Here is a 12,708-nt window from a genome sequence, read left to right as displayed (position 1 = left end):
CTATCTCGGCACGCGCGGCAGGCGCAGACCGGCGGAGGCGACGAGTTCACGCATGACCTCGTTGACGCCGCCACCGAAGGTGACGACCAGGTTCTGTTTGGTGCGCCGGTCCAGCCAGGTCAGCAGTTCGGCGGTGGCCGGTTCGGCAGGATCGCCGTAGCGGCCGACGATCTCCTCCACCAGCCGTCCCGCTTCCTGGAGCGATTCGGTGGAGTAGACCTTGGTCGCCGACGCGTCGGCGATCACCCTGGCCTGGTCCTCGTCGGCATCGCTGTGGGTGGCGGCGACCTGCCAGTTCAGCAGTTCATTCAACCGGACCATGGCATGGATGCGGCCGAGGGAGCGGCGCACGTCGGGCTCGTCGAGCAGGCCGAGCGGGCGAGCCCACTGGAAGACCTTGTCGTAGAGCTGCTCGATCTTGCCGGACGGTCCGAGACTGACCCGCTCGTGGTTGAGCTGGGTCGTGATCAGCTTCCAGCCCCGGTTCTCCTCGCCGACCAGCATGTTCGCGGGTACGCGGACACTGTCGAAATAGGTGGCGTTGGTGTGGTGGGCGCCGTCGCAGGTGATGATCGGCGTCCAGGAGTAGCCGGGATCCTTGGTGTCGGCGATCAGGATCGTGATGCCACGATGGCGCGATTCCACCGAACCGGTGCGACACGCCAGCCAGACGTAATCGGCCTCGTGCGCGCCGGTGGTGAAGATCTTCTGCCCGTTGACGATCCAGTCACCCGATTCGTCACGCACCGCGCTGGTGCGCAGCGACGCCAGGTCGGTACCGGCCTCCGGTTCGGAGTAGCCGATGGCGAAATGGATGTCACCGGACAGGATGCCGGGCAGGAATTTCTGCTTCTGTTCCTCGGTGCCGAACTGCTGCAACGTCGGGCCGACGGTCAGCAGGGTCACCAAGGGCAGCGGCACATCGGCGCGAACAGCCTCGTTGAAGAAGATCTGCTGCTCGACCGGGCCGAAACCCTGGCCGCCGTACTCCTTGGGCCAGCCGACACCGAGCCAGCCGTCGCGACCCATCCGGCGCACCACCTCGCGGTAGGCGTCGCCGTGCCGGTTCACCGCCATGGCGGCTTCTTCTTCCGGCGTGACGAGATCGGCGAAGTAGGAACGTAAATCGTCACGCAGCTGTCGCTGCTCGACGGTCAGATCGATGAACATCTGGCCCCCAATCGGTCGAGGCGCAGGGACTCCCCGCCCAGCCAGCGGGCGATGTCTTTGGCCTGGGAGTAGTAGCGGTGCATCGAATGCGTCACGTCGACGCCGATGCCACCGTGCAGGTGATGGCACTTCTGCATGGCACGCGGCAGTTCCGCGGCCACGGTGTAGGCGAGTACGTCCAGATCGTCGTCGATCCTGGACTGGTGTTCGGGACTCGGATCTTCCTGAGCAAGTGCCCAGTTCGCGGAGACGGCGGCGGCGTGCAAGGTGCGCGATACCACGTAGATGTCCGCGATCTGCTGGGCCACCGCTTGGAACTCCGCCAGCGGCCTGCCGAACTGCTGACGGGTGCGCACATGCTCGGCGGTGAGCTTCAGCGCGCCCTCCAGCAGGCCGTCGGCGACGGCGCCGATCGAGGCCAGCGCCGACCGGTGCAGACCGGCGAGGCCTTCGGGCAGCAACCATTCGGCCGCAATCTCGACCGAATCGAACCGCAAGGTGTATTCGGGCATCCCGCCGGAGACCGGCGAGGCTGTGCGGGTGATGCCCTCGGCGCTGGAATCGACCACGGCCACACCGGCATCGGTGGGCACCAGAATCCAGCGGGCCTGCTCGGCGTAAGGCACGCCGACCTTGTGGCCGGTGATGCGGACTTTGCCGCCGTCGGCGACGGCCTCGGTCGCCGGCTTCGTCGTGAAGGGTGCGCCCGGCTCGTGCAGGGCTGCGGTGAGGATGGCGCCCTCCGCGACCGCGGGGAACACCGCCTCCGCCACGGAATCCGGTGCGCCGAGCAAGGCGAGCACGCCGAACCCGAAGGTCGGCAGCGCAGGCACCGCGACGGCGTCGGTGGCCAGTTCGGTCAGCAGTACCGAGACCGCGGCCACGCCCATCTCGTCACCACCGAAGCGCTCCGGCAGGGCCACCGCGGGCAGCCCGGTGTCCACAAGGGGCTGCCACAATTCGGCGTCGCGTGCCGATTCACGCTCCAGCAAACTCACGACGACCTCGGCCACCGCGTCCTGGGCCTCGTCTCTGGTGAAGTCCACGCTTATCTCCAGTCGTTCGTACTCGAAGCCCAAGGCCACGTGTGCTGTTCGCGCATCCGCCCTACCCCGCATCCCGCGGCAGGCCGAGGATCCGCTCACCGGCGAGGGTCAGCAGGATCTGCTCGGTGCCGCCCGCGATCGACAGACAGCGGGTGAGCAGGAACTCCTTGGTCGCCTCGGACTCCAGCGCGCCGGTCGTGCCCGTCACTTCGACAGCGAACTCGGCGACCGCCTGCCGGTGCCGCACGCCGACGAGCTTGCGCACGCTGCTCTGCGGGCCCGCGTCGGCGCCGGCCAGTATCCGCGCGGCACCCCGCTGCTCCAGCAGCAGACCGGCGATCGCGTCGGCGACGAAACCACCGAGACGATCGTTGACCAACTCGGCACCGGGACCGGTCGCGGGGAGTTTGTCGACGAGTTCCTCGAGCACCTGGCCGATACCCTTGCCGCCCATCGCGATCCGCTCGGCGGACAGGGTGGAGCGGGAGATCTTCCAGCCGTTACCCAGGGCGCCGACCACGCATTCGTCGGGCACGAAGACGTCGTCGAGGAAGACCTCGCTGAAGCGGGCCTCACCGGTGATCTGCACCAGCGGACGGATCTCGATGCCCGCGCTGCGCATGTCGACCAGGAAGTAGCTGATGCCCTTGTGCTTGGGCGCCTCCGGATCGGTACGGGCCAGGCAGATGCCCCAGTTGGCGGCATCGGCCAGCGAGGTCCACACCTTTTGCCCGCGCAGCATCCAGCCACCGTCGACCTTGGTGGCGGAGGTGCGCAGTGCGGCCAGATCGGAGCCTGCCCCTGGCTCGCTGAACAGCTGGCACCAGATGACGTCGCCGTGCAGGGTCGGCCAGACGAACCGCTCGACCTGTTCCGGGGTGCCGTGTTGCAGCAGGGTGGGCACCGCCCAGCCGCCGATCGCCAGGTCTGGAGCCTCCAGTCCGGCGCGAGCGAGTTCCTCGGAGATCACCAGACCTGTCATCGGATCGGCATTGCGGCCGTAGGGCTTGGGCCAGTGCGGCATGGCCAAACCGGCCTCGACAAGGGCCTTGCGCTGCTGATCGACGGGCAGCGCCGCGATCTTGGCGACCTCGGCGGCGAGCCCGGTACCGGTGGCGCCGAGCTCCAGCGACACAGCGGCGACATTGCCGACAGCCGCCGCCACACCGACCGCGGCGCCGACGCCTTCGCCGGACGAACCGGTCTCGGTGGCCAGGTCGGCGAGCACCCGATCGGCACCGGTGGTTCGGCGCGCACCCGCCCTGGTCAGTTCGGTGACGCGGGCGCGCCAGTACCCAGCTCCGCCGAGCAACTGCCGCAGCGCCACCGCGCGACGCAGGTAGAAGTGCGCGTCGTGCTCCCAGGTGAAGCCGATGCCGCCGAGGACCTGGATGCAGTCCTTGGCGGTTTCCACCGCGGCATCGAGGGAGATGGCGGCGGCGATGGCGGTCGCGATCGGGAGTTCGGCACCGGAACCGGCGCGGGCGTCGTCGGCCGCCGCGGCGGCGTCGGCGGCGGCCGCGCGGATCAGTTCGGTCCGGCACAGCATCCACGCGCAGATGTGCTTGACGGCCTGGAAAGTGCCGATCGCCTTGCCGAACTGCTCACGCACCTTCGCGTATTCGACCGCGGTCTCCAGGCACCAACCCGCCACACCGGCCAGCTCGGCGGTGGCCAGCAGCACGATGAGGTCTTCGACAGCGAAGTCCGGGGCGAACACGTCGGCGGCGGGCACCGGCACGTCGGCGCAGCGCACGCGGGCCAGCGGGGTGCTCGGGTCCAGCGGCTCCAGCGGCTCGACGGTCAGGCCCGTGGCGTCGGCGGGAATCAGACACCAGCGCGAACCGTCGGCAACGCGCACCGGCAGCAGTACCGCGGTGCCGGGGGCGGCGCCGAGCACCGTCTCCCAGACGCCGGTGAGCACCAGGTCACCGTTCGAGCTTTCCCGTGCGGGTGCGACAGCGGCTAAACTGCTCGCCGACTCGACAACGGTGTCGAGCGCGACACCGCACGGCTGCTCCTCGTCCAGTCGTCCGCCGGTCACCACACCGGCCAACGCGGTGGTGAGCACCGGTCCGCCGACCAGATCGTGCGCGGCCTGTTCCACCAGCACGGCGAGATCAGTGATCGATCCACCCGCGCCGCCCGCCTGCTCGTCGACCGCGACCCGGAAGATCCCGAGTTCGGTCAGCGGGCCCCAGTACGTGCGCCAGAAGCCGGTCGTGGGGTCAGGGCGCGCTCCCGTGTGGTCCCGCATTGTTGCAATCGGACGTACCGCTGCAGCCCATCCGCTCATCGACTCCTGAACGGCTTTATGCTCGTCAGTGGTGGCGATGGTCACAGTACATACCGCCTCTCCGGCGTGACTCCCACACCTAGAACATGTTCTAATATCCTGGCCGGGCGTAAGTCAAGCGATGCTTTCGTCCAGCAGGATCGAATGCGCACGACCACCGACCCGAGCGGGTCCGGCGCGAGTGGCAGTCCGCGAAACCACGTGGGCATCGCACCGCGCCGCACCTGACACGAAAGGACCTGCACCAATGGCCAGCCCCTCCCGTTCGCAGCCGGCCGACTCGAACGGGGCGCCCGCCTCGGGCACCCGAGCCGCCGTGACCACGCTCAGCGAGGACGAGCTGAGCTCCACCGCGCAGCGCGAACGCCGCAAGCGCATCCTCGACGCGACGCTGGCACTGGCCTCCAAGGGCGGATACGACGCGGTGCAGATGCGCGCGGTCGCCGAACGCGCGGACGTCGCCGTCGGCACCCTGTACCGCTACTTCCCGTCCAAGGTGCATCTGCTGGTGTCGGCGCTGTCGCGGGAATTCGAGCAGATCGAGGGCAAGCGCAAGCCCCTGGCCGGGCAGACCCCGCGCGAACGGATGCATCTGCTGCTGACCCAGATCACCAGGATGATGCAGCGCGACCCGCTGCTCACCGAGGCCATGACCCGTGCGTTCATGTTCGCCGACGCCTCCGCCGCCGCCGAGGTCGACCGGGTCGGCAAGGTGATGGACCGGGTCTTCGCCCGCGCCATGAACGACGGCGAACCCACCGAACGTCAGCTGGCCATCGCCCGCGTCATCAGCGACGTGTGGCTGTCGAACCTGGTGGCCTGGCTCACCCGCAGGGCTTCGGCGACCGACGTCACCGAACGCCTGGAGCTGACCGTCGACCTGCTGCTCGGCAACAACTCCTGACCCGCTCCGGGGGCAAACGACATCGCCGCGTAACGGTGCTGAGAAAACTACCCAGTATTGTCATGCGCGCCCCCTGAAAAAACTCCTCCGATCATTAGGTTGGATGCGTGAGCGCACAGGATCTGCCACTGGAACTTCGCCGTGCATTGTCGACGGTCGCGCGGGTGCCACGGCTTTTGGTCGCATCGGATTACGACGGGACGATCGCCCCCATCGTGTCCGATCCGGCCAAGGCGTACCCGCACGGCGAGTCGGTCCGCGCATTACGCGCGCTGACCGGACTGTCGGGCACCACGGCCGCCGTCATCTCCGGCCGGGCGCTGCGAGATCTCGCGGCACTCTCGCGACTGCCTGTCGAGGTGCAGCTGATCGGCAGCCACGGCTCGGAATTCGATGTCGGCTTCGTACACGCCATCGATAACGACGCCAAACAACTACTGCAAGAACTGATCACCGCGCTGGCCCAGATCGCCGCGGAGAATCCGGGCGTGACGGTCGAGACCAAACCGGCCAGTATCGCGTTGCATGTGCGCAACGCGGGCCCGGAGATCGGCCGGCGCGCGCTGAACCAGGTCCGCCAGGGCCCGGCCTGCTGGGTCGGGGTCCAGGTGACCGAGGGCAAGGCCGTCATCGAGCTGGCCGTCATCCCCACCGACAAGGGCAGCGCCCTCGACACCATCCGGCATCAGGAAGGCGCGTCGGCGGCGGTGTTCTTCGGCGACGACGTCACCGATGAGAAGGCTTTCCGGATGCTGTCGGGCCCGGATGTCGGCATCAAGGTCGGCGAGGGCGAGAGCCTGGCCAGGTACCGGGTGCCCAATACCGAGGCGGTCTCGTGCGCCCTGGCCTTCCTGCTGGAGGAACGCCGCACCTGGCTCGCCGGTGCCAGCGCGCCGCGCATCGAGCGGCTGAGCATGCTGTCGAGCCCGCGCTCGGTGGCACTGCTGACTCCCGAGGCGACCGTCACCTGGTTCTGCCATCCCGAACCGGATTCGGCGGCAGTATTCGCCCACCTGCTCGGCGGACCGCAGGCCGGACATTTCAGCATCGCACCGGAACGGCCGGGCCTGCCGCTGTCACAGCGCTACATCGACGGCACCATGACCGTCGAAACCCGTTGGGCCAAGCTGCAAGTGGTCGATTACCTGCCGCACGACGTGGCGCCCGACCGCACCGATCTGACCCGCGTCATCACCGGTGACACCAGGGCCGTGGTGACCTTCGCCCCGCGCCCGGAATTCGGACAGGTGCCGGTCACCATCGAGGCCGAGCCCAACGGTCTGCGGGTGCGCGGCACCAACGATCCGACGGTGCTGCGTTCCCCCGGCGTCGAGTGGACCATCAACACCGACGGCGTGCACAGTTCGGCAACGGCCGTCATCGACCCGTCGCAGGGCCCGGTCATCCTGGAACTGCGGTGCGGCACACCCGATCTCGCGCCCGCGATGACCAGCGAGCCCGAGCGCAGGCGGATTGCCGAGAGCTACTGGTCGACGTGGGCGGCCGGGCTCGAGCTGCCGCCGCTGAAGCCGGATCTGATGAAACGGTCCGCGCTGACGTTGCGCGGTCTGGTGCACGCGCCGTCCGGTTCCATCCTGGCCGCGGCCACCACCTCGCTGCCCGAGGACATCGGCGGCGTCCGTAACTGGGACTACCGCTACTGCTGGCTGCGCGACGCCTCGATGACGGCGTCGGCGCTGGTCTCGCTCGGCTCGCTGTACGAGGCCGAGGAATTCCTCGGCTGGGTGCACCGAGTGCTGGAGACGCTGCCCGGCCCCGAACGGCTGCACCCGCTGTACACGCTCTACGGCGAGACACTGCCGCCCGAGGCCGTGATCGATCAGCTGCCCGGTTATGCCGGTTCGCGCCCGGTACGCGTCGGCAACGCCGCGAACATGCAGGTGCAGCTCGACGTCTTCGGTCCGATCGTCGATCTCATCGCCACGCTGGCACACGCCCGCGAGCAGAAGGGCATCAGCGATCCGCGCCAGGCCCTGCCGGATCAGGACTGGGAGCTGGTGCACGCCATGGTGTCGGCGGTGCAGCGACGCTGGCACGAACCCGACCACGGCATCTGGGAGATCCGCGGCAACCCGCGCCATCACGTGTACTCGAAGGTGATGGGCTGGCTGACCATCGACCGCGCGCTCACCCTCGCGCAGAAGTTCGATCGCCCGATCCATCCGGAATGGGCGGCGCTGCGCGACCAGATCGCCGACGAGGTCAAGACCAAGGGCTGGAACGACGAAGTGCAGTCGTTCACCGCCGCCTACGACGGCACCGACCTGGACGCGGCCACCCTGCACATCGGGTTGAGCGGGCTGATCGATCCGTCCGATCCGCGGTTCGCGGCGACGGTGGTGGCCACCGAGGCGGAGCTGCGCAGCGGATCCACCGTGTACCGGTACCACCACGACGACGGTCTGCCCGGCGGCGAGGGCGGATTCCATCTGTGCGCGGCCTGGCTGGTGGAGGCGTACCTGCTGATCGGTAAGCGCTCCGATGCCGAGGCGCTGTTCGCCCAGCTCGTCGATGTGGCGGGGCCGACGGGTCTGCTGAGCGAGGAGTACGACCCGGTTGCCGAACGCTCGCTCGGCAACCATCCACAGGCCTACAGCCACCTCGGTCTGCTGCGCTGCGCCCAGCTGCTGAGCCAGCCGGTGGACGCGCTCGTCAGCTGATCTGCCGCTGCGGCCCACGTCGGTGGCCGGCCCCCGCGCCGGTCGCTGACGTGGGCCGATCCGCGTCAAGGGAACACAGATCACACGGATTCGGTTCGTATCCGCAGAATCGCCCTGTTAAAGTAAAACGGAAACGATTTCCATTATGCTGTCCGGGAGCCCGCGTGAAAACCAGATTTGCCACCACCTTCGCAACGGTCGCGGTGGGTCTGGCGACCACGCTGAGCCTTACCGCGTGCGGCAGCTCCTCCGACGACACCTCCGGTAAGCCGTCGGTCGTCGCCTCGACCAACGTGTGGGGCAATATCGCCGCCACCGTCGCCGGACCGGACGCCGCGGTCGAATCGATCATCACCGACCCCGCCGCCGACCCGCATTCGCATGAGACCTCGGCCGTGGAATCGGCCAAGATCATCGACGCCGACCTCATCGTCTACAACGGCGGCGGGTACGACGAATTCATGGAGAAGGTCGTTGCGGGCAAGGACAAGCGCGCCGTCAACGCCTTCGCCTCCCGCGCCGAGGACATTCGCGACGATCAGAACGAGCACGTCTGGTACGACGTCGACACCGTGGCTGTCGTCGCCGACCAGATCGCCGAGGCGCTCGGCGAGATCGATCCCGAGCACGCCACCGGCTACACCGACCGGGCCGCAGCCTTCAAAGACAGCCTCAACGGCGTGCGCTCGCACACCACTCCCGCCCGCACCGCCCACCCCGGGGCTCCGATCATGCAGACCGAACCGCTCGCGCACTACCTGCTGCTCGACGCAGGCGCCAAGGACGTGACCCCGCACGAGTACCAGGAAGCGATCGAGCAGGAAACCGATCCCGCGCCCGCCGCCGTCGCGGCCACCCGCGACCTGATCACCGGCAAACAGGTCCGCGCCATGATCTACAACGTCCAGACCCAGGACAAGACCAGCAAGGAACTGCGCACCGAGGCCGAGGCAGCAGGAATCCCGGTGGTCGAGGTAACCGAAACGCTGCCGGCCGGGGTCGACTATGTCACCTGGCAGACCGACAACGCCCGGGCCATCGCCTCGGCCCTGGACTGACGTCATGAGCGCCGAACGCCGGGTCGAGCAGATCGATCGAGTGGATGTGGATGAGCCGGAGCTGTCTCGGTCCGCCGCCGGGGCTGCACCATCCGGTGGTGCAACCCAGGCCGAGGGGGCCGCGTTGTCCGGCAGCGTCGCGTCGGCGGACAACGCCGCGCTGGTCGATAGTCCCGTCCACGCCGATGAGTCGCCGCTGGTCGATGGGGCCAGGCAGCCGACTATTGCCGGCGCGCCTGATTCCGCGTCGCCGGAGACGCCATCCAAGGTTTCTCGGATGCCCGCGATCCAGCTCGACTCCGCGCGCCTCTCGTTCGGCGAGCGGACGCTGTGGCAAGGGCTCGATCTCGAGGTGGCGTCGGGTGAGTTCATCGCGATCCTCGGTCCGAACGGGTCCGGGAAGACCTCGCTGCTGAAGGTGTTGCTCGGGCAGCTCGGGTTGAGTTCCGGCACCGCCGAGATCGCCGGGGTGCCTGCGCGGGCGGGGCATCCGGATATCGGCTACATCCCGCAGCAGAAGACCATCGACGCCGGAGTGCAGTTGCGTGGCACCGATCTGGTCGGGCTCGGGGTGGACGGGCATCGCTGGGGGCTCGGCTGGCGTAGTCGCCGCGAACGCAAACGCAAGGTCGCGGCCGCGGTGGCCGATGTGGGGGCCCAGGCGTTCGCTGATGCGCCGCTGGAGAGCATGTCCGGTGGCGAGCAGCAGCGGCTGCGAGTGGCGCAGGCGCTGGTCGGCGATCCGCGGGTACTGCTGTGCGACGAACCGCTGCTGAGCCTGGATCTGGCCAATCAGCGGCTGGTGTCGGAACTGATCGACCGCCGCCGACGCACCCACGACACCGCCGTGCTGTTCGTGACCCACGAAATCAACCCGATCCTGCCGTTGGTGGACCGGGTGCTCTACCTGGTGGATGGCAAATTCCGGATCGGCACACCGGACGAGGTAATGACCTCCGAGGTGCTTTCGGAGCTGTATCAGACCGAGGTGGATGTGCTGCGGGTGCGCGGGCGGCTGGTCGTCGTGGGTACCGGTGACACGATGGATGCCCTCGGCGCTGCCGGCGCGCACTGCCACGGCGACCCAGGGACTCCGCACGCGGCCGCGCGCACCCACATCAAAACGGGCGCCGACGGCGACGGCGAGGTGCGGGCGTGAACGAGAAGCTCGCCGATGTGTTCTCGAAGATGTTCGACTTCAACACCACCATCGACCTGCTGTCCTACGACTTCGTGCAGCAGGCCGTCCTGGCCGCGGCGCTGCTCGGGCTGCTGGCAGGCGTGATCGGGCCGTTGATCATCAGCAGGCAGATGTCGTTCGCGGTGCACGGCACCAGCGAACTGTCACTGACCGGCGCGGCGGCGGCATTGCTCGCCGGGATCGGCGTCGGGCTGGGTGCGATCGCCGGGTCGGTGGTCGCGGCGGTGCTGTTCGGTGTGCTCGGTACCAAAGCCAGGGAACGCGATTCGGTGATCGCGGTGGTGCTCTCGTTCGGGCTCGGGCTCTCGGTGTTGTTCCTGTGGTTGGGCCCCGACCGTGCGGGATCGAAGTTCTCCCTGTTGACCGGGCAGGTGGTCAGCGTCGGCAACAGCGGGCTCGGTCTGCTGGCGTTCTGCACCGTCGGCGTGCTGGCCGTCCTCGCGTTCGTCTACCGCCCGCTGCTGTTCGCCAGCTCCGACCCCGAGGTCGCGACCGCGCGCGGTGTTCCGGTGCGCGCTCTGTCCATCGTCTTCGCGGTGCTGCTCGGCATCACCGCCGCATTCGGCGTGCAGATCGTCGGCGCGCTGCTGGTACTGGCCCTGCTGATCACCCCCGCGGCCGCCGCGGCCCAACTCACCGCCAGTCCGGCCAAGGCGACCGTGCTGACGGTGGTGTTCGCCGAGATTGCTGCGGTCGGCGGCATCCTGTTGTCGCTGGCACCCGGCGTTCCGGTCTCCACCTTCGTCACCGGGCTTTCGTTCCTGATCTACGTGGTGTGCCGCGTGATCGGCACCCGCAGGCGTCGGACGGCGCGTGCGCCGAGATCGAGTACGGCAACTCCGGCAGCCGCGACGCAAGGGGCTTGACCCACCGGCCGCACCCTTCTGCTCGGCCGCACGCCATATCCGGTTAGGCGAGGGTTCGACGCGTTCAGCGGATCAACGCCGCCCGTAGGTCGTAGGCGTCGCTATCGAGCGCGGGGCCAGGGCCGGTGCCTCCGTACCGGCCGATGGCCGACACGGGGCCGGACACCGCGACCAATAGCCACTGACAGCTGCGGCATCCTCATCGCGCCATCGATTGAAGGCGCCCGCCTTCAGTCTGGTTACGGCGGTTTCGTATGCTCGTCACACCTGCCGCCGAACGAATGGTGACCACTGATGATCGACTTCAGCATCCCAGCCGACCTCGCCGCCGAACGCGATCGGATCCGCCGGTTCGTCAGCGACAAGATCGTGCCGTTCGAGCGCGACCCCAGGCTCACCGCGCACGGGCCGACCGACGAGCTGCGGCAGGAACTGGTCGAGCTGGCGCGCGCGGAGAAGCTGCTGACCATCCAGGCCCCCGAGGCGCTGGGCGGGCGCGGGCTCACCCACGTCGAGCAGGCGGTGCTCTACGAGGCGGCGGGCTGGTCGACGCTGGGCCCCATCGCGATGAACTGTGCCGCGCCCGACGAGGGCAATATGTTCCTGCTGTCCAAGATCGCGAACCCGGAGCAGACCGAGCGCTACCTGATGCCGGTGATCAACGGCCATCAGCGCTCGGTATTCGCCATGACCGAACCGGACGGCGCGGGCTCGGACCCGAACCAGCTCGCCACCACCGCCACCTTCGACGGTGAGAACTTCACCATCGAGGGGCGCAAATGGCTGATAACCGGCGCGAACGGCGCCAAGACCTGGATCATCATGGCCCGCCTCGCCGCCAATCCGCACCTGCCGGAGGGGCCGACGCTGTTCCTCACCGACGGTGATCAGCCCGGCATCGTCATCGAACGCACCATGAACACCATGGACCGCAATTACGTCGCCGGGCACGGCGTTGTCCGCTTCGACAAGCTCACCCTGCCCAAAGAGGCGCTGCTCGGCGAGGCAGGCCAGGCCCTGCGCTACGCCCAGCTTCGGCTGGCTCCGGCCCGGCTCACCCACTGCATGCGCTGGCTCGGCGCGGCCGAACGCGCACATTCCATCGCCGTCGAGCACGCCAAGACCAGGACCGCGTTCGGCAAGCCGATCGGCGAACACCAGGGCGTGTCGTTCATGCTCGCCGACAACGAGATCGCGCTGCACCAGTGCCGCCTGACGATCTGGCACGCGTGCTGGCTGATGGATCAGGGCGAGAAGGCGCGGCACGAGAGTTCGGTGGCCAAGGCATTCGTCTCCGAGGAACTGTTCAAGGTCACCGACCGCTGCGTGCAGGTGCTCGGCGGCATCGGCATCAGCGATGAGACGGTCGTGGAGATGATCTTCCGCGATATGCGCGCCTTCCGGCTCTACGACGGCCCGACCGAGGTGCACAAGTACGCGATCGGCCGCAAGATCCTGCGCCCATGAGTGCCCCGGCGGAGCGCCC

Annotated in this window: 9 protein-coding genes; 6 read left to right on the top strand and 3 right to left on the bottom strand. The window is 68.4% G+C overall.

Annotated elements, in window-relative coordinates:
• The 3 genes from ACFXNW_RS03845 to ACFXNW_RS03835 form a co-directional block, all read right to left on the bottom strand.
• Positions 1–1,170 (bottom strand): acyl-CoA dehydrogenase family protein, encoded by a 1,170-nt coding sequence (locus ACFXNW_RS03845; RefSeq protein ID WP_379415643.1) that lies wholly within the window; start codon positions 1,168–1,170, stop codon positions 1–3.
• Positions 1,155–2,216: an acyl-CoA dehydrogenase family protein gene (locus ACFXNW_RS03840; protein WP_379415642.1), complete on the bottom strand. Its 1,062-nt coding sequence runs from the start codon at positions 2,214–2,216 to the stop codon at positions 1,155–1,157. Before ACFXNW_RS03840 ends, ACFXNW_RS03845 begins: the two co-directional genes overlap by 16 nt.
• A gap of 61 nt (positions 2,217–2,277) precedes the next feature.
• The gene (locus tag ACFXNW_RS03835) at positions 2,278–4,557 is read right to left on the bottom strand and encodes an acyl-CoA dehydrogenase family protein (protein ID WP_379415640.1); all 2,280 of its coding nucleotides are present in this window, start codon (positions 4,555–4,557) and stop codon (positions 2,278–2,280) included.
• 202 nt (positions 4,558–4,759) lie between these two features.
• Between ACFXNW_RS03835 and kstR the strand changes: the two genes are divergently transcribed.
• The 6 genes from kstR (at position 4,760) to ACFXNW_RS03805 (ending at position 12,689) form a co-directional block, all read left to right on the top strand.
• On the top strand, positions 4,760–5,416 hold the full coding sequence (gene kstR / locus ACFXNW_RS03830; protein ID WP_163826636.1) for a cholesterol catabolism transcriptional regulator KstR: 657 nt from the start codon (positions 4,760–4,762) through the stop codon (positions 5,414–5,416).
• Positions 5,417–5,523: 107 nt separating this feature from the next.
• Positions 5,524–8,097 carry a trehalose-phosphatase gene (otsB, locus tag ACFXNW_RS03825; RefSeq protein WP_379415638.1) on the top strand — a complete coding sequence of 858 codons (2,574 nt, stop codon included), beginning with the start codon at positions 5,524–5,526 and terminating at the stop codon, positions 8,095–8,097.
• A gap of 164 nt (positions 8,098–8,261) precedes the next feature.
• Positions 8,262–9,155, top strand: a complete 894-nt coding sequence (locus tag ACFXNW_RS03820) for a metal ABC transporter solute-binding protein, Zn/Mn family (protein WP_379415636.1) — start codon at positions 8,262–8,264, stop codon at positions 9,153–9,155.
• 277 nt (positions 9,156–9,432) lie between these two features.
• Entirely contained in the window at positions 9,433–10,314 is an 882-nt protein-coding gene (locus tag ACFXNW_RS03815) for a metal ABC transporter ATP-binding protein (protein WP_379416285.1), read from the top strand.
• Positions 10,311–11,222 (top strand): metal ABC transporter permease, encoded by a 912-nt coding sequence (locus tag ACFXNW_RS03810; protein ID WP_379415634.1) that lies wholly within the window; start codon positions 10,311–10,313, stop codon positions 11,220–11,222. The genes ACFXNW_RS03815 and ACFXNW_RS03810 overlap by 4 nt, the downstream gene beginning before the upstream one ends.
• A 294-nt stretch (positions 11,223–11,516) precedes the next feature.
• Positions 11,517–12,689 carry an acyl-CoA dehydrogenase family protein gene (locus ACFXNW_RS03805; RefSeq protein ID WP_379415633.1) on the top strand — a complete coding sequence of 391 codons (1,173 nt, stop codon included), beginning with the start codon at positions 11,517–11,519 and terminating at the stop codon, positions 12,687–12,689.
• Positions 12,690–12,708 lie beyond the last annotated feature (19 nt).

This window comes from Nocardia sp. NPDC059180 (genome assembly GCF_042754945.1).
Classification (GTDB): domain Bacteria; phylum Actinomycetota; class Actinomycetes; order Mycobacteriales; family Mycobacteriaceae; genus Nocardia.
This window is presented reverse-complemented; position numbering and strand designations above follow the sequence as displayed.

Excerpts from the sequence above, each read along its gene's own strand:
- ACFXNW_RS03815 (WP_379416285.1), top strand. The coding sequence starts at position 9,433 with ATGCCCGCGATCCAGCTCGACTCCGCGCGCCTCTCGTTCGGCGAGCGG.
- ACFXNW_RS03805 (WP_379415633.1), top strand. The coding sequence starts at position 11,517 with ATGATCGACTTCAGCATCCCAGCCGACCTCGCCGCCGAACGCGATCGG.
- ACFXNW_RS03845 (WP_379415643.1), bottom strand. The coding sequence starts at position 1,170 with ATGTTCATCGATCTGACCGTCGAGCAGCGACAGCTGCGTGACGATTTA.
- kstR (WP_163826636.1), top strand. The coding sequence starts at position 4,760 with ATGGCCAGCCCCTCCCGTTCGCAGCCGGCCGACTCGAACGGGGCGCCC.